This window comes from Vibrio sp. T9, assembly GCF_003123985.1.
In the GTDB taxonomy this organism is placed as follows: Bacteria; Pseudomonadota; Gammaproteobacteria; order Enterobacterales; family Vibrionaceae; genus Vibrio; species Vibrio diabolicus.
On the sequence record NZ_NIGY01000003.1, the window covers coordinates 244,732 to 262,731 of the forward strand.

Sequence of the window (18,000 nt, forward strand, 5' to 3'; positions counted from 1 at the left end):
TATCGACGAAACGCTCAAAGCCGCTGAATATCGGCGGCTTTTTAATCTATGCTCTCAAACTGGTTCAACTTATTCTGTTCTCCAGTCTCCATTGGCTGGGCGACTTTCCTGTCCAACTGCGAAAGTGGCGGCTGAACACCGCAGTTTCTGCATAGCCCAGTTGCAAAGCGATATCGGTTATACTCTGAATATTTTCACTTAAACGCTGCTCGGCAAAATCCTGTCGTACTTGTTGTAACAGCTGTCGATAACTCGTGCTCTGCTGCTTTAGCTTGCTTTGCAGCATTCTCGGATGCAGGTCTAATGCTCTTGCAACGCGCTCCACGCAGCATTCTCCCGTCGACAACAAACGACCAATCATATTCGCTGCTTGATCACTCAGATTGTTAGGATAGCGGGTTTGTAAATACTTGAGGTGCTGTTGAAAGTGGCGATCCAGTGCGTCTTCGTCTTGGTGATTCTTAGCGTTGAGCAGGTTGGCTTTGAGCAATACTCCGTCAAACTTATCACCAAAACGCAGTTTGTTCTGCTGAGCAAACTTGCTTTGCTCTACTTCCAAGGTTGCGTGTTGAGTCAGATGTAGCGCGAAGTGGCTTGCTTCAATATCGAGCAAACTGGCGATAAACATGGCTAAGTGTGACACACTGAGCTGCATCAACTGCGCAATACCGCGGTCACTATTCACATCAATATTGAGCGACAATCGTACCCAATCATCTTGTGGCGTCATGTTGAGAGTAACGCCTGACGAATGCAAATAGAGATAATCATTCACCCGCGCCAATGCATCACCGACCGTTTCAGCACGAGAAACCAGCATCGGCAAATCGCCTAAACTTTGCAGGTTTTGGCGCTCGGCGAGTAACGCACCAAACAACGGTTGCTTACAACGAGCAGCCGCTTCCTCCAGCAATTCAGCCAATCTTGGATAAGCGAGATACGTATCGGGATCGCGAAACTGCGCGGCAGACAGGCCAACAGCGGCCATTATCTCTTGCGGATTCTGACCTAATTCTGAAACCAAGCTATCAAATTTATCGGCAGCGCCACTTCGTACGATATACATGTCTCGATTTTAAAATGTTAACAGGTTGTAAATCGTAATATATCAAATTTACTTCGTAAAAGGTCAAGTGAGTGCCAGTGAGTTGATCTAAGTTACATTTCGATAACAACAACGCATGGATGAGAAGCTGTATGGAACTTATCAATAAAACTGCCATCGTGACTGGCGCTGCGGGTGGAATTGGGCAAGCTATTATTGCAAAGCTAAGAGAGCAAGGAGCCAAAGTGCTTGCTGTCGATATTTCAGAGCAATCACTGCAAATGTACGCAAGTTTTGGCTCTAAGCAGTTGGAAACCTTTGTTGCGGACGTCACCGATTACCAACAAGTCGAAGCCATGGTGAAGTACGCGGTCGAACAATTTGGCTCACTTGACATCATGGTCAACAATGCAGGCATCGGCGCACCGAAACCTCTGCTTGAACATGATCCTATCGCCGACTTTGAGCCTATCTCTAAAGTCAACCAAAACGGCGTTTACTATGGAATTCTCGCCGCTGGACGACAATTCCAAGCGCAAGGGACACCGGGCGTGATCCTCAATACCTCTTCCGTTTACGCCCAAATGGCCTCCGAGATGACGTTTACCTACAACGTCAGCAAAGCCGCAGTCGATATGATGACCAAATGTGCCGCTCTAGAGTTGGCGCCTCTGGATATTCGTGTGTGCGCGGTCGCTCCGGGACGCGTTGATACTCCGATGTTAAGGCAATACGAAGAGATTGGCTTGTGGAACCACATCCGCAAAGAACAGATGCGCCAAAACTTCACGCAACCAGAAGAGATTGCCAACGTGGTAGCGTTTCTTGTCAGCGAAAAAGCAAACTGTATCAACGGCTGCACCATTAGCGCATCTGACGGTTTCGAGAATTTTAAGTACCCACTCATGGGATAGATGGAATAGGCGAGCACGCCAAATTACAGCAATAGTGAGGATGTAAGTTATGTCATTACCAGAAGTTATTCAGCATCAAGATTTCCTATTAACTCTTAATACGAATGAAGAGTCGATCATCAAAGACGCGCTACCGGGTGTTGATGTTTACCCGCTGTTTCTTGACCCAGAAAACGGTACGTGGGTGATTCGCGCCAAGTTCAAACCGGGCGTGACTCTACCTAAGCACTTCCACACTGGTGTGGTGCACTTCTATACCCTAAGCGGTGCTTGGCACTACATTGAATACCCAGACCAAGTTCAAACCGCAGGTAGCTATTTATATGAGCCAGGTGGTTCGATTCATACCTTCCATTGTCCAGAAGAGTCGGGGGGTGCAGATGGCTTTATGGTGATCCAAGGTGCGAACATTAACTTTGACGAAGAGGGTAACTTCCTCAACATCATGGACGCAGGTTGGATTGAGCAAGTGGTGGTTGCCGCCGCCAAAGCGCAAGGTTTTACTGCACGCTACATCAAGCCGGGTGCGATTGCTGGCCTGAGTGATGATCTTGCGGAGTAATCTCATGCAACAGATGAACAGTATCGTAATGCTAGATGGCCGTGTCCGCCTGCAGCAAGTCGAAATACCCCAGCCCGCAGCAGGACAAGTGTTGGTTCGCAGCCTTGCTTGTGGGATTTGTGGCTCCGACCTTCACATTACTCGACACGTGGATGAGGTGTTTGATGTATTCCACCAACTCGGGTTGATGCCTGATGAAGTAGGTGAGCACGCTCAAGTGATGTTGGGACATGAATTCTGTGCGGAAATTGCCGAATACGGTGCCGATACGCAGCAAACGTTGCCCGTTGGTAGCCGAGTCACGTCTGTGCCGATGTTGCTCAGCCAAAATGGCGCAGGCGTTGGTGTCACTCCGGGTACTTACGGCGCTTACTCTGAGTATTGCCTACTTGATGAAGCGCTCCTACTGCCAGTGCCCGACGAAATGCCGTCTGAAGCGGCAGCGTTAACCGAACCACTGGCGGTCGGTTTGCACGCGGTCAATCGCAGTGAAATCGAAACGGAAGAAACAGCGCTGGTTGTCGGTTGCGGTCCTATAGGGCTAGCTGTGATTGCTGCACTGAAACAACGTGGCGTCAGCAATATTCTTGCGGTCGATCTTCAGGAAGAGAAACTGCAACTTGCCAGCGAGTTTGGCGCAAATCGATTGATCAACCCGACCAAGGAAGACGAGATCGCCGTCGGGGCACAGTACGCAATGAATTCACGTTTGGTCATTTATGAGTGTGTTGGCAAACATACTTTAATTGATGATTTCATGCGCCGTGCTCCTGCTCGAGCACGAATCGTTGTATCAGGCATTCATACGACTCCAGCGACCATTAACTACGCTTACGCGACGGTAAAAGAGCTCGATTTAAGATTCTCTTACTACTACCAACCGCACGAGTTTGAGCAATGCCTACAAGCGATTGCCGAACACAAGTTGCCTTGGCAGAAAATGCTTACCGCCAAAGTAGGAATCGATGGTGTGGAAGATGCGTTTAGACAGCTAATGACGCCAAATGATCACATCAAAGTCGTTATCGAACCTTGGCGCAGCGGCGCGTTAGAAGTGATTTAACTCTTAGCCAGATTAAGCTAGCTAAAACCAAGTTTAGTTTGGTGACAGCCCCAACCGTAGCAGCTAGGTTGGGGCTTTTTTTTGTTAGGCCTGTTCTGTGCATTCCTGTTGCAGAGCAGGGTAATCGGTGTAGCCTCGTTCGTTTCCGCCAAACAACGTTGAGCCATCGAGTTCTGCCAACGGATGGTGATGCTGCAAGCGAGAGACTAAGTCTGGGTTTGCTACGAATGGCCGTCCGAATGCGACAAGATCCGCGTAGCCTTTCTCTAATACTTCGTTTGCTCGTTGAGGATCGTAGCGACCTGCGACAATGATAGCGTTGCGAAAGCGCTTTCTAAGTTCGATTCGAAACGTCTCGGGAATCGTTGGTGCATCGGCCCAATCGGCCTCGGACAAGTGCAAGTAGGCAATGTCGCGCTCCTGTAGTTGCTTTGATGCTTCCAAGATTGTTGGCACGATATCTGGGCAGTCCATATCTTTAAACGTAATGAACGGTGCCAATCTCACTCCAACTCTATGCGCACCAACAGCGGCGATAACTGCATCCACTACTTCGATAAGAAAACGGATACGATTTTCTCGTGAACCACCGTAGTTGTCTGTTCGATGGTTTGAGTTGGTTCTTAAGAACTGATCGATCAGATACCCATTCCCGCCGTGGATTTCTACACCATCAAAACCCGATTCAATGGCGCGTTTGGCTGCGTTCGCGAAATCACTGACAACTCGGTTGATATCCGCTTGTGTCATGGCGCGAGGCTCAACACAACCGACCATATTGCCGTTGCCCTGTTCATCTGCAATCCAAACTTGCGTCTCTACCGGAGCGAGCGCAGATGGCGCGATAGGCTGTTCACCATTTTGGAATGTTGGGTGAGACACTCTGCCCACATGCCATAGCTGACAAAACATCGCTGCACCTTGTGATTTGACCGCTTGGGTCACTCCTTGCCAGCCCGCCACTTGCGCATCGGTGTAAACGCCAGGGGTGAACGAGTAGCCTTGAGAATCGTCCGAAATTTGTGTGGCTTCGGAAATGATCAGCCCGGCAGAAGCGCGCTGTTGATAATACGTTGCCATCATCTCATTCGGGATGTTGCCCGGCTGAGTGGTGCGTGCGCGAGTCATTGGTGCCATGACAATACGGTTTTGTAGTGACAACGCTTTCAGTTGAGCTGGTTCAAACAGCTTATTTGTTCTTTGTTTCATGTTGCGCTCCTCAGATAAGTACTGGCACGTTGGTCGCTTTACGAGCGGTTGCCATCCAGTGAAGTACGGCTGGATCCCATTGCACTTCGGGTGCACTGAAAAAACCGCGTAGAATGGAGAACATAATGGCTTGATCAACTAGTGACGTTTGCTTTTCTGAACTTAGGTTGAGCAAGGGTTTGGTTTGTTCTATCAGAGTGGCAACTTCTTTCGCAATCGCAGGTGTATCGTTCATCAAGGCTTCAAAATTTAACGCTTCGGTTTCTTTTTTTGCACGCCATGCTTGTTTCGCGGTTTCTGTTGCAAATTCCGGTAACGTCATGTTTGACCAACGCGGATACCCGACTTTTTGTAGCGGTAAAAACGCTTGTTTTTGCCAGTCTAAAACCGGTGTTGAGGGTTGGCTGCTTTCATTGGAAGATGCCAATTCAAGGAAGTAGTTGATGATGTCTAAGCTTTCCGCCATGGCTTCACCATCGTCTTTGATCAAAAGAGGAACTTGTTTTGCGCCGATGATGTTTGTGGTGGTGCTCTCGTCGTCATACGTGATGTTGATGACGTCGAGCTGAATATTCAGCATGCCTGCAACAAAACGGACGCGGGCGCTGAAGGGGCAATGTTCATAAATGTACAGTTTCATTTTTTGTTTCCTATCTCTTGGCTGGGCAGGGCGTGTTGTTGTGCGTTGAACAGCGTTACGGCGTTTAACTTTTCCCTGTCACATAACGTTCTGGGTCTAAACAATGTCGATAGGGTCAGTATATGGATTCGACTTAATTTGATAATTGGGTAATATCTGAATTGATTATTCAGTTTTTCCAAATAATAAGGGTGCGAAGATGGATAAGTTTTCGGATATGACGTTGTTTGTCAGCATCGTTAAACATCAAGGTCTGGCGGCGGCGGGAAGGGAGTTAGGTTTATCTCCGGCGACGGTAACGGCAAGGTTGCAAGCGATAGAAGAACGCTATGGCGTAAAGCTGCTCAACCGAAGCACACGCCATGTATCACTCACGGACGCAGGGGCAATGTACCATCAAGCTTGTCTGAACATCATTGATAGCGTGAAAGAGACGGAAAACTTACTGCAAACGGGTATTTCGCAAGTGCGCGGAACGTTGAAAATTTCAGCTCCACGAGATATTGGCAAACAAATTATTTCGCCGATGGTGTCGGCTTTTTCTGAGCAATATCCGGATGTGACGCCTTATCTTTATCTTAATGACAATTTGTCGAACTTGGCTGAATCGGGGCTCGATTTGGTGATTCGTTACGGCGAGTTAGCGGACAGCAATCTCATTTCGCGCAAGCTGGCGTCGAGTCAACGCGTGCTGTGCGCGTCACCTGATTACTTGGCGAAGCAAGGTGTCCCAAACTGTCCACAAGATCTCGCGGATCATCGCTGCTTAGCCATGGTGCGCAGCAATGAAGAATTAAAAACGTGGCACTTTAAAGATGAAGAGTCTCACCAAACGATCACGGTCACGCCAAAGCGCTTTTCTGATGATGGTGAAGTGATTCGACAATGGGCGTTGGACGGTGCGGGGATTGCGTTGAAATCGATTTTAGATATTCAGCAAGACCTAAAACAACAACGTTTAGTAACGGTTTTGGATGGGTATATGAAAAACTTCAGCGCCTTTTCGCAAGGCGCTGAAGCGGATCTGCATGTCATTTATCAAAGCCGCCAATATCAACCGAAAAGAGTTCGCCTTTTTTTGGACTTTCTAGTTGAGCAATTTAGCGCGCTGAGTGATACCAGCAATCAGATCTAGATGCGATTCAGAAGTTTCTCGGCGGTGGCGATAAATCCCGACGGTGCCAGGGTTTGGTTCGTTTTCCATGGTTAAGCATCGTAAGCCAAAGGATTCCAAATACGGTTTCAGGTGGCCGGTATAAGACATCACCGCGACGCTTTCTTTCAGTACATCAATACTGGCGAGCAGAGAATCCACTTCGTAAGTCGGTCTATCATCCAGTTGCTGCCTTTCGCGTTCATTTTGTTTCGGGATTGGGTTATCGATGACGTGAGCGAATTTCTTAGCGTCATAAGTGACCGAAAGAGCAGGGTATTCGTGCAGCATCTCTTCGGTGACGGTTTTACCTAGCAGTGGATGGTTTGGGGAAACAAAATAGGCATCAACCGTTTGAAATAGCGGAATAAACGTAACATCGCATTTAGACGACAAGCCGACAATCTCGTGGCCGATGAAGAATTCAATCTGTTCGTTGATTAATGAATCCATCAAGCCTAAGTGGTTGCCAAATTCGACGTGCGTAGATGCCGATGGCTGCTTGGTCAGATGTTCATTGAGAGCTTGTTTGACGAACAGCGGCCACCACGCATCGCCAGTACCCATTTTAATTTTTCCGACTTGGTACTGTTTCCGTTCATCAATGCTTTGCATCATTTGGTTGTATTCATGCTGCATCGCGTTGCTATGGCGATAGAGGATGCGTCCGTATTCGGTCAACACCATGCCATTAGGATGACGTTCAAACAGCGTCACGCCGAGATTCTCTTCTAGCTTCTTTAAATTGCTTGTTACCGTTGGCTGGCTTAACCCTGCCATTCTTGCCGCAGCACTGATGCTTTGGCAGCGTGCAACCAGTAAAAATTGCTGCAGAGATTTGTCCATTTTCTTTCCCCTCTAATAACGAGGGGTATTTTGCACAATTTCATTTATAAATCACAAATCTGTAATCTCATTTGATTGAAATTATGCGCATTTCATAGATCTACATCACTGTTGGGGTTTGACGTATAGATGTTATCTATAGCTCGCTCCTGACTTCCTATTTTCCCCTCAAAAGGGTGTTCTTTAGACTGTCGCTAAAACAACAATCTAAGGGATGAACATGAAACCGAGTTTTATTGCGCTTGCTGTCGCGTCTTGTATTGGTCTTGCTGGGTGTGGGTCAGATTCCTCTGATGCGCCTGTGCAGGTCGACAAACCAATTATTTCAGCCGACTTATATTTACGTGGTTTAAATGGGGATTGGGGCACGGCAGAGCATGCCAAGCTAAACTATTTGGGTAATAACGAGTACGAAACCGTACTGCGCGTCGCTCGAGGTAGCAATCAGTTCAAGATTGCTGATCCGGGTTGGCAGATCCAATACACCTATTTTGAGGAGCCCGCGGCGTTCGATAAAGCTCAGGAGTACCTGCCAAAACCAGACACAAATGAAGCGTGTATGAACGATGATTGCAACTCTGAGATCACGTTTGAAGACAAAGGGTATTACAAGTTTTCTGTGAGCTTTGCCGATGAAAGTCGCGCGACAATGACTGTGACAAAAGCAACGCAAGAAGAAGCGGAAAAATACTACTCTGATGCGATTCTCGACCCTGCAATGGTGCATGAAGGGCATCAGAGTAAAGAAGTGAAACTGTTCGCCAATTACGATGACTCGAGTGATACCGTGATTTTCTCGGTGAAAGACCCAAAAGCCAAGCAGCGTGAATTTGGTATTTCAACGACGACAGAATTGCGTGATGCGCTCGACCAAGGCTTAGTGATTAATGAACAAACAGGGCCGCGAGTGGTGTCGGGTGATGTCGCGTTTGACGCGTTGTTTGCGTTGACGATGAAAGAGCTAGACCAGCTTGCTGTTTCTGAAATCAAAGATGGCAATTACAACTACAACAACCCAATCAAAGCGGAAGTTTTTGAGACGGGCGCGAAATGGCATTACGTGTGGACGCGTGATTTGGCGTACGCAGCAGATCTTTCGCTTGCTTTGATGAATCCAACTCGCGTGCAAAATGGTCTTAACTTTAAATTGTCTGCTTTCCGCGACACGACTGATCAGCAATATGATGGCGAGCAGATTGTGCAAGACACGGGCACTGGCGGCAGCTGGCCAATCAGTACCGACCGCACGACTTGGGCGCTTGGTGCAGAACGCTTACTTTCGGCATTGGATGGAGAAGAGTACAACCAGTTTGCTGAGCGCGCATATAAAGCCATCAGTAATACACTTGAAGCCGATCGCCTGGCGGCTTTTGATGCGAAATCTGGTTTATACACTGGTGAGCAATCATTCCTCGATTGGCGTGAGCAAACGTATTCAACGTGGACGCCAAACGATGTCAATGCGATTGGTAGCAGCAAAGCGTTATCGACAAACGTGGTTCACTACCGCGCGATTCAGCTCGCGGCTAAGTTGGCAGAGAAGTACGATTCAACCAACGCGGTCAAATACACCGATTGGGCTGAGCAGTTAAAAACCGCTATCAACGAGCAGTTTTGGAATGCCGAACGCGGTATGTACGTAAGCTATTTGTTTGATAATGGCAAAGACATCGCGGTCGACAAATACGACATGTTGGGCGAAGCACTTGCGATCATCAGTGGCGTGGCAAGTGATGCGCAGGCGAAACAAATCATGGCCAATTACCCACACAGTGAGTTTGGCGTGCCGGTTTATTTCCCTCAACAACCGGATGTGCCTGTGTACCATAACCGCGCAATTTGGCCATTTGTTACCGCGTACAGCTTGCGCGCCGCGCATCAAACACAAAACGTGGCTGCGGCGAACAATGCCATTCAATCGTTGGTTCGTGGTACAGCGACCAATTTATCCAACATGGAAAACTTAGAGTGGCTTTCTGGTAAGTCATTCATCATCCATAGTGATCATGGCGAAGATCCGAGCTTGGATGGCCCAGTGATTAACTCTCAGCGTCAGCTTTGGTCTGTGGGTGGCTACTTGAACATGGTGGTAGAGACCCTATTTGGCATCCATACCGAAACAGGTAAGTTGGAAGTGAAGCCATTTATCACAAGTTGGGTGCGCAATAACTTGTTGGCTCAGTCTGAACAAATCACGTTGGAAAACTTTGCCTTCAAAGGAAAGAACTACTCGGTAACGATTGACTTGCCTGAAGTAAGCAAAGATGAAACAGGCTACTACCCAGTTGAAAATGTCACGATGGACGAAGAGGGGCATTTCCACGTGACACTGGGCGCGCTTGTGAATGTAGATAGCAGCATTACTTTAGTTTCTGGTGTGAAACCGTATGTGAGTGAAGACAGCCGCGTTTATTCTCCGCAAGAGCCAAAACTGGTAGTAAAAAGCGTTGATAATTCGGTTTCGATTGACGTGACGAGCAAGTACAACGTGAACTTGTATCGCAATGGCGAGCTGATTCAAAAGAACGTGATTGCTCAATCTTATTCCGATACGCCAACAGGTTTTGCTTGTTATTTGGCTGAAAGCATTAACGATAAAGGCTTCCGTTCTAACCCAAGCCAACCAGTTTGTGTCGGTGAAGAGAGCCGCATCAAACTTGCTGGCGAATATCAGCCACTCAAAGACAATGTCTCAGTGGTTACGGTGAGCAAAAACAGTGGCATCGTAAAGGGTGCAGAGTCGTTTACAGCTCCTGTAACGGGCACTTACCAGTTCGATGCTTGGTACAACAATAACCTAGGGCAACTTAATACTGGCATTACGAACACCGTGAAATTGTTAGAGGTATTGGATGATGCAGGTAAAGTGGTTGGTCAAGGTTACTTGCAGATGGGCCATATTGGTGAAAACCAAGGTATGCGTTACTCAACGCCAATTGAAGTGGCGTTGGAGCAGGGGAAAACCTATCAGATCGCGCTGAAGGACCACTTCAATATGAGTTACCTCACATCGAATGAAACCTACATCTACGCTGGTGGTATTGAGGGTGAAAAGAACGAAGCTCAAATCGCAGATATTCGAATCACACCTTTAATGTAGGCTGTTTTAACAAAGCTGCGTTCTAAAAACTGTGTTCTAAGAAAAACAAAGCCGCTGAGATTATCAGCGGCTTTGTTGTATTTGCTATCGGAGGCCGTTTACAGGTTAGTTTGCAGTTTGCGGACGAGGCTTACGGCGCTGACCTGACGGTTTGTTTCCTGCAGGCTTAGCATTGTTTGGCTTGCGGTTACCTGACGGTTTACCAGCGTTGCCACTCTTACTACCGTTTGGTTTATTTCCATTCGGTTTATTGCCATTTGGCTTGTTGCCGTTAGGTTTACGGTCATCTGGTTTACTGTGTGCACGACCTTGGCCTTCACGGTTACCTTTAGGCTTGCCCGCACCACCTTGATTGGTGCTGTTTTTGTTGCCGTTGTTACCACCGTTGAAGCGACGTTTAGGTTTGTTTGCACCATTGCCTGCTTTCTTTTCGGTTGCTGGAGCGTTTTCACCCGCAGCATTTGGCGCTTTTGGTTTTTTCGGCTTCTTAGGTTTTTTCGGTTTGATTGGGCGAGTATCCAGTTTAGATTCTGGTACCACATTGGTTGGCGCAAAATCTTCCAACTCTTTACGTGGTAGCACTTCTTTAATCAAACGTTCAATCGCAAACAACTCAGATGCTTCTAGCGCACATACCAGTGAAATAGCTTTACCTACTTCGCCCGCGCGGCCAGTACGACCAATACGGTGAACGTAGTCTTCTGCCACTTTAGGTAGCTCAAAGTTCACCACTTGTGGTAATTGAGGAATATCGATACCGCGCGCAGCAATGTCCGTCGCGACCAACACACGAATTTCACCCGATTTAAAATCCGCCAGTGCTTTGGTACGCGCGCCTTGGCTCTTGTTGCCGTGGATGGCAGCAGCCGGTAGGTTTTGTTCGATAAGGAACTTCGCCAGACGGTTTGCGCCGTGTTTCGTTTTCGTAAACACCAGCACTTGCTTCCAATCGCCGTCTTTGATCAATTTAACCAACATCGGTGCTTTCTTCTTCACGTCTGCTGGGTAGATGCTTTGCTCAACCGTTCTCGCTGTCGAGTTCGCCGGGTTCACTGAAATCTCAACCGGATTGTTCACCAAGCCTTTCGCAAGGTCGCGGATTTCATCCGAGAAAGTCGCCGAGAAAAGTAGGTTCTGACGTTGTTTTGGTAGCAGAGCTAGGATCTTACGAATGTCACGGATAAAGCCCATATCCAGCATGCGGTCTGCTTCGTCCAGTACTAGCACTTCCAGTTGGTCAAACTTGACCGCATTTTGGTTGTACAAATCCATCAGGCGGCCTGGTGTCGCGACCAGCACATCCGCACCTTTGCGAAGACGCTGCATTTGCGGGTTGATCTTCACACCACCAAAAACAACCGCACTGCTTAGTGGAAGGTGACGGCTGTACATAAACACGTTTTCTTGCACCTGAGCTGCAAGCTCACGTGTTGGCGTTAGGATAAGTGCACGGACTTGGTTAGCACGAACGTGAGGGCCGTTCGATAAACGCTCAAGAATCGGTAGCGTAAAGCCTGCAGTTTTACCTGTACCAGTCTGCGCTGCTGCCATTACGTCTTTCCCTTCCAAAATAGCAGGAATTGCTTTTGCCTGAATTGGCGAAGGGGTGTCGTAGCCTTTTTCTTGAATAGCTTTAAGGATTGGAGCAGATAGACCTAAAGAGGTAAAACCCATATGTATGATTCTCAATTGTAGAGTTAGATAACAACGCGCCGAAAACAAATCGGTACGAAAAGTGCGACATTCTGAGGCTTTTACGCGCTGGCTTCAACTAATTCTGTTGTGGATAAATATTTGAACTGGATCTCATTTCTTTTTTGAACAAAAAAGAGCATAGAAAAGTGACGTAGATTCATTCTGTAGTTTGAATGTGTTACGTGTTCTTTCGGAAAAAACAGCGAGACAAATGGTGATTATTAATCACTCAAACGGCTTAAAAATACTTGTTTGATAAATAATCAGAATGATTGAATGTTATTCAGTGTTTTGCCACTCAATTTTAATGGAAATTAGTTAGTAAAGTATTATCAAGTCTCAGATTTGATACATGTCGGTATGGTTAAATGCTGAGCAGAAAGGAATCGACTGATATAAAACAATGAGCTTGATGTGAATGCAAGGATCTCATTCTGCATCAAATCGCACTATTATCCCAGCTTGCTAACAAAAGGTTGTACTATGCGCTTTGCTATCCGATTTCTCTACTCACGGCCCCCTTCACACTTTATTCAGAGATCTTTCTGCTTTTACTGCCTGAGTTAAAGCTCTCTAAATATTTGTTCTATTGTTGTATTTAACGGTGGCAAGGCTTGTCTACCTAGAGTGCTTTGTTACTGCAAGTTCTATATTTCTGATGTTATGAATTAATTTTGTGGTTGTGAGAACTAATAAAATGTCGTCAATAAATAACAATTTCTACTGGGTTGGTGAACAGCCTGTCAGTGAGTTAGCTGAAGATATGGTTTTGGTTAATCATATTGATGAGGTGGCAACGGGACTCGGTGGCATGGTGTGTATTGCTTATCAAGATCCACACCAAATAGATACTGCTCTGAAAGCGTTTTATCAGGAGAAAGGGCGTTGGTCTTGGGCGGTTTATGTCTCCGTGGAAACCCCTTATTCTCGATGCGTTACCGACGGTGTATTTGAAGTTAGAGAATCAATAAAAATTTGGCGATCTATTCAAAATAAGCTCGATGCCATTGATGAACCGGAAGTGTTAGACCCTTTGATTGGTTGGCTTGGGGTCAATCGTCAGCGAAGAGTGACTGCTTTAAAAAGCTTAGAGTCTATGTCGGTTTATTCGTACCCAATCATCGATATGTTCTTTCCTGATATTTATTCGACTTATCGATACGTGCTCTCAGAGCAAGGTCGCGGAGTATTAGAAGCGGAAGTACTGATCGACAGAATTCGTGTTTGTTCTCAATGTAATAGCGGGCACTTGAATTATGTAGAGGTGTGCCCGGATTGCAGCAGCATCGATATCGACTCTCAAAGCTCTTTGCACTGCTTCACTTGTGGCCATGTTGGTGAACAACACAGCTTTCAGCGCCGTGGAAAGCTCGAGTGCCCCAAATGTTTGACTCAGCTGCGCCATATCGGCGTTGATTATGATCGCCCGCTTGAAAACCACGTTTGTAATAGTTGCTCCAGTTTATTTGTTGAAGCGGCGACGATCAGTCAATGTTTAAGTTGTGACTCAAAGATCAAAGTCGAAGAGCTTGTTGTCCGGAAAATTTACCAATATCGACTTGGTGAAGTGGGTGAATACATTTTCCAACACGGCAAGTCCATTCAAGCTCCTGAGCTCTCGATCAAAGGCAAAGTGGAAGTCAGCTTTTTCCAAAATTTGCTTGCATGGTTAAATAAAGTCGCGCTGAGACACAAAGAACAGCACCTTCTACTTGGACTGCATTTACCGACGATCGATGAATACGGTAAGCAATATGGCGATGCAAAATTGTTCTCATTGATGGATCAACTGACGCGTCGTCTTAGCGGCTTGTTTAGAGATACCGATATCTGTTGTCAGTACAAACAGGATGTATTGCTTGTCCTAATGCCAAATACGACCAACGCGAGCCTGTCCATTTTACAGCAAAAATTATCGGATCTGGGTGAGCTTGTTGAAGACGGAGAGTTTGAGTTGGATGTCTTTGCTTGGGACCTGCCCGATCCGATCATCGAAGACGGTGTTTCTGTTTGGATGGAATCGCTGATGGGTGAGATTTATGCTGCAAGATAGTCTCGTTCTGCTCGACTATCTTCGAGGTATGCTACTTCACAACGAAGAGTTATGGCTATTGCTGTTTCCCGTCATGATCATTATCGAGCTACCTCTATATTTGCTGGTGCTAACAGGGATATTTCGTTGGTCATATGCGCAAGAAGATCCAGAATTAAAACAGTTCCCTTCAGTGAGTTTCGTTATTACTTGTTATGGTGAAGGTGACGCGATTGGGATCACTATCGATACGTTAGTTGAGCAAGTTTACCCAGGTCATATCGAAGTACTTGCTGTGGTTGATGGGGCGGTACAAAACCAAGATACCTATCAAGCCGCGTTAAATGGTGAGAAAAGGCATGCAGGCGTTCGTAATCGTAAAGTGCGCGTGCTGCCAAAATGGCAACGAGGAGGTCGGGTTTCAACACTGAATGCCGGCTTATCAATGGCTAGTGGTGAAATCGTCATTAACGTGGATGGAGATACGTCATTCGATAACGACATGGTCTTCACCATGATGAAACAGTTTGCGGATAAAAATGTGATTGCGAGCGGTGGTGCGTTAAGAGTTCGCAACCATAACGCCAACTTGTTGACCAAAATGCAATCCTTGGAGTACATGCTGTCGATGCAAGCCGGTAAAACGGGGATGGCGACATGGGGTGTTCTCAATAACATTTCTGGCGCATTCGGAGCGTTTCGGAAGAACCTGCTTAAGCAAGTGGGGGGCTGGGATACGCATACTGCAGAAGATCTCGACTTAACCATGCGCTTGAAGCAATACAAACGTCGTTATCCTGATAATAAGTTGGCCTTTTCGACGCACTCCATCGGCCATACTGATGTACCAGATACGTTGAAAGGTTTGGTATTGCAGCGGTTGCGTTGGGATGGCGATTTATTGTTTTTGTTTTTGCGTAAACACAATGAAGGGTTGTCTCCACGGTTACTTGGTTGGGGAAACTTCTTATTCACTTTGGCTTATGGCGTGATTCAAAACGTTTTATTGCCGCTGCTTGTGGTGATATTTAGCGTGTACATGGTGATTGTCTATCCACTTAAATTTGTATTGGCGTTGATGCTAATGCTCTATTTTGTCTACCTCTTTTTATCTGCTCTGATTTTTGTTGTCTACATTGGGCTTGTATCAGAGAGAAAAAAAGAGGATTTGAAGTCAGCGAAATGGTTATTTCTTTACCCTGTCTACCAGTTTTTCATGCGTCTGATTACCGCTTTCTCAATGGTTAATGAAGTTGTGAGGAGAAGTCATGAAGAGTCGAGTATGGCACCTTGGTGGGTATTGAAGCGAGGTAAAAAGTTTTAGTATGAAAGTTAACTTTCACTTAGATAAGAAAAACAAACCGCAGTCTGAGAACGGGATGAAAGTCGTCTACGGACAGGCAAAGCGTGGCGGTTATCGTCTCCGTTGGTACTTGATTTTAGCGATTGTAATCAGTCCGCTTTTGTTTATGGCTTATTACTTGTTTAGAACGCAAGTATTAGTGACGGCACCTGCCATTATCACGTCACATCCACTTACGGTGACGGCAACTCGCTCTGCCATTGTTGGGCCAGTGCCTGTGAATGTCGGTACGGAAGTGACTCAGGATCAAGCGCTGCTGTTGTTAAAAGATAATGCGTTGAATAAAGAGATTGATTTCATTAAAGATGAGCTGGTGAAACTGTCTAAAAATCAGGTGCAAAGTACTGATGAGCTATACAAAAGTGCTATTGAAAGCTCAGCAGAAGGCTTGAAGAAGGTCCGTGATATTCAGAAAAAATACGACCTTTACAGAAAGAAAGGGCAAGTGTCTGAGGTGGATTACGCGGCTATTGTGAGTGTGAATAACTCACTGAGCAATCAGTTAAGCAGTCAGAAAATTGCTTATGTGGATGCGATGCGTAACTTGGAAGAGTTAGAGTTGGCTGGTCCAGTGACACAAGAGTATCGTTCTTTAATGCGTGAGCTGGTAGTAAAGCGTGCTCAACAAGAAGATCTCACCTTCCGTTCTCCTATGAACGGTCGTGTACTCGATATTCATGTGCATGAGGGACAAAATGTATCGGAAAATACGCCATTGCTCACGATTGCTCGCAACGTGACACCTGAAGTTACGGCTTTTCTAAATCCTAAATACCTCGAATACAGTAATATAGAAACCAAAGCAAAAGTCGTATTTCCTGATGGTCGAAAGTTTAATGCGACGGTATCGAAGCCAGTTGAGGTTGTGAACAAATTGCCTTCAGAACTTCAAAGCCCATTTGAAGGGCAGCCGGCCTATTTAAAAGTCACACTGAGCTTTGATGAGCCGTTGGAAAAAAGTCGATGGATTGAAGGGGTCGAAGTGGAAGTTCGCTTTTAACGTTGGTTGATTGAGTAGGAAAGGAGCGAAAAGCTCCTTTTCTTTTGGTTGTTAACGCGCCTTTAGTCGCCTTTAGCATGCATTAAAAACGCGCTCGTCAGTCGCTGAAAGAGTGAATCTACCGACGGACGGTCGGATATATGATGGAAGAGCGGTGTGTGGACATCGCCACGAATATCATCGCTGTGACCACAAAGCTGATTACACATTCGTACTGGTTCGACAATCTTCTCGACGTCGGCATCAATCAGAATGCATGCTTGTGACAATACCACTTGTCCGCCGCCTTTTTTAAGTAAAACACGCTGCGCGGTTCCCACGACTTTTTGCCCGCCAATGTTGAGGTTGTACTCGCCATCGCAGTAGGAATAAGGCGTAGCATGAACATCCACTTTCACGCCGAGCTGTTTAAAGAAAACCGTTAATATCGCACACAAATCGAGATACGCTTTCTTGATGTCGTAAGGCTCACCGTCTGGCCAGTGATAGATGTGGGATAGATTAATAATACCCGGTACTTGAGGGACGGGGGCACCACCAGTTTTACGGGAAAAGAGTTTCCAGCCAGACGCATTTAACGCATGTTCTAACTCGTTAGAAATAGGCCACTTTTTACCTGCGGGAAGCACGAGCGTCTGGCTTTTTACTTGCCAAAGTAATAGCACTTGCGAGAGTTGGTTGGACTGAACTTGTTTAATGAGCTCATCTTCTTTTTCAAATGCATCAGCGACTTCCGTAGCCGTATAGCGAATTAGCTTATTTTTAGAAACCAAACTCTATCCCTCATCCGTATATTATCGCTACTGTTTTATCTTAGATGCCATGTGATTACTAGCGGTATACGCTGCCTTTAGAGTTTTCTTCGCTTCCATTATTTCTATTTAAAGGGGCGATAGAAATATTTTGTTGGTCATCACATAAGCAATTCATAAAATCCGCCATCTAAATAATTTTTAGGCGATATGACTATGAAAAAGCGAGTGATGTGTCTTGCGTTAGCGGCATCATTGACGGGATGTGTGACGTTCCCGACCCAAGAATCTGAGCAAGTCCAAGTGCTTTGGGGCAACGTGAATGCGATTGAAAACTGCGAGCTAATGGGAACGGTAATTGGCTCGGAAGGGCACTTTTATGATTATTGGCTGCACGCAGATAAAGACATGGTCTGGGGTACGTTAAACCAAATGCGCATCAAAGCGGCAGATTTAGGCGCAGATACATTGTATTTATATGAGCCGTTGGACTTCTCCACATCGGTTACCATGTTTGCCAATGCTTATAAGTGCAAACAGCCATAATTTTACTTTTCCGAAAGCAAAGACAGGCGAAATGTGCCTGTCTTTGAGCTTGCTGCCAAACAACAAGTTTACGTCTGTGC

15 protein-coding genes are annotated in these 18,000 nt (G+C 46.3%); 9 read left to right on the top strand and 6 right to left on the bottom strand.

The annotated features are described in order from the left end of the window. Positions 1 to 64: 64 nt before the first annotated feature. Positions 65 to 1,066, bottom strand: a complete 1,002-nt coding sequence (locus tag CBX98_RS07945; protein WP_109168918.1) for an AraC family transcriptional regulator — start codon at positions 1,064 to 1,066, stop codon at positions 65 to 67. A 131-nt stretch (positions 1,067 to 1,197) separates the two neighbouring features. Here CBX98_RS07945 and CBX98_RS07950 point away from each other — a divergent pair, with 131 nt between their 5' ends. The 3 genes from CBX98_RS07950 to CBX98_RS07960 are packed head-to-tail and all read left to right on the top strand — an operon-like array spanning position 1,198 to position 3,584. Next, positions 1,198 to 1,959 (top strand): SDR family oxidoreductase, encoded by a 762-nt coding sequence (locus tag CBX98_RS07950; RefSeq protein ID WP_005392740.1) that lies wholly within the window; start codon positions 1,198 to 1,200, stop codon positions 1,957 to 1,959. Between the two features lie 49 nt (positions 1,960 to 2,008). Next, positions 2,009 to 2,521, top strand: coding sequence for a 2,4'-dihydroxyacetophenone dioxygenase family protein (locus CBX98_RS07955; protein WP_005498134.1), 513 nt, complete (start codon positions 2,009 to 2,011; stop codon positions 2,519 to 2,521). A 4-nt stretch (positions 2,522 to 2,525) separates the two neighbouring features. After that, positions 2,526 to 3,584 carry a zinc-binding dehydrogenase gene (locus tag CBX98_RS07960; RefSeq protein ID WP_109168919.1) on the top strand — a complete coding sequence of 353 codons (1,059 nt, stop codon included), beginning with the start codon at positions 2,526 to 2,528 and terminating at the stop codon, positions 3,582 to 3,584. 84 nt (positions 3,585 to 3,668) lie between these two features. Here the strand turns inward: CBX98_RS07960 and CBX98_RS07965 are convergent, their stop codons facing one another. Further along, positions 3,669 to 4,793 (bottom strand): alkene reductase, encoded by a 1,125-nt coding sequence (locus CBX98_RS07965; RefSeq protein WP_109168920.1) that lies wholly within the window; start codon positions 4,791 to 4,793, stop codon positions 3,669 to 3,671. Between the two features lie 10 nt (positions 4,794 to 4,803). Beyond that, positions 4,804 to 5,433, bottom strand: coding sequence for a glutaredoxin 2 (gene grxB, locus CBX98_RS07970; RefSeq protein ID WP_109168921.1), 630 nt, complete (start codon positions 5,431 to 5,433; stop codon positions 4,804 to 4,806). 199 nt (positions 5,434 to 5,632) lie between these two features. On the opposite strand from grxB, the gene CBX98_RS07975 reads away from it, so the two are divergent. Continuing rightward, positions 5,633 to 6,568, top strand: a complete 936-nt coding sequence (locus tag CBX98_RS07975; RefSeq protein WP_005392751.1) for a LysR family transcriptional regulator — start codon at positions 5,633 to 5,635, stop codon at positions 6,566 to 6,568. On the opposite strand, the gene CBX98_RS07980 is transcribed toward CBX98_RS07975, so the two are convergent. Beyond that, on the bottom strand, positions 6,521 to 7,432 hold the full coding sequence (locus CBX98_RS07980) for a LysR family transcriptional regulator (RefSeq protein ID WP_005392753.1): 912 nt from the start codon (positions 7,430 to 7,432) through the stop codon (positions 6,521 to 6,523). The genes CBX98_RS07975 and CBX98_RS07980 overlap by 48 nt on opposite strands. 220 nt (positions 7,433 to 7,652) lie before the next feature. Between CBX98_RS07980 and CBX98_RS07985 the strand changes: the two genes are divergently transcribed. Further along, complete coding sequence (locus CBX98_RS07985; protein ID WP_109168922.1) at positions 7,653 to 10,532, top strand: Six-hairpin glycosidase-like protein; 2,880 nt, start codon at positions 7,653 to 7,655, stop codon at positions 10,530 to 10,532. 105 nt (positions 10,533 to 10,637) lie between these two features. On the opposite strand, the gene CBX98_RS07990 is transcribed toward CBX98_RS07985, so the two are convergent. Beyond that, positions 10,638 to 12,206: a DEAD/DEAH box helicase gene (locus CBX98_RS07990; RefSeq protein WP_109168923.1), complete on the bottom strand. Its 1,569-nt coding sequence runs from the start codon at positions 12,204 to 12,206 to the stop codon at positions 10,638 to 10,640. Positions 12,207 to 12,924: 718 nt separating this feature from the next. Here CBX98_RS07990 and CBX98_RS07995 point away from each other — a divergent pair. From CBX98_RS07995 to CBX98_RS08005, 3 genes are read left to right on the top strand one after another with little or no spacing between them, the layout of a single operon-like run. Then, on the top strand, positions 12,925 to 14,280 hold the full coding sequence (locus tag CBX98_RS07995) for a diguanylate cyclase (protein WP_172605940.1): 1,356 nt from the start codon (positions 12,925 to 12,927) through the stop codon (positions 14,278 to 14,280). Then, positions 14,267 to 15,583 (top strand): glycosyltransferase, encoded by a 1,317-nt coding sequence (locus CBX98_RS08000; protein ID WP_172605941.1) that lies wholly within the window; start codon positions 14,267 to 14,269, stop codon positions 15,581 to 15,583. The genes CBX98_RS07995 and CBX98_RS08000 overlap by 14 nt, the downstream gene beginning before the upstream one ends. A 1-nt stretch (position 15,584) precedes the next feature. Further along, the gene (locus CBX98_RS08005) at positions 15,585 to 16,622 is read left to right on the top strand and encodes an HlyD family efflux transporter periplasmic adaptor subunit (RefSeq protein ID WP_109168926.1); all 1,038 of its coding nucleotides are present in this window, start codon (positions 15,585 to 15,587) and stop codon (positions 16,620 to 16,622) included. Positions 16,623 to 16,684: 62 nt separating this feature from the next. On the opposite strand, the gene CBX98_RS08010 is transcribed toward CBX98_RS08005, so the two are convergent. Further along, positions 16,685 to 17,395, bottom strand: a complete 711-nt coding sequence (locus CBX98_RS08010; protein WP_109168927.1) for a lipoate--protein ligase — start codon at positions 17,393 to 17,395, stop codon at positions 16,685 to 16,687. A gap of 195 nt (positions 17,396 to 17,590) precedes the next feature. On the opposite strand from CBX98_RS08010, the gene CBX98_RS08015 reads away from it, so the two are divergent. Continuing rightward, the gene (locus CBX98_RS08015) at positions 17,591 to 17,920 is read left to right on the top strand and encodes a DUF4156 domain-containing protein (RefSeq protein WP_109168928.1); all 330 of its coding nucleotides are present in this window, start codon (positions 17,591 to 17,593) and stop codon (positions 17,918 to 17,920) included. Positions 17,921 to 18,000: the final 80 nt, after the last annotated feature.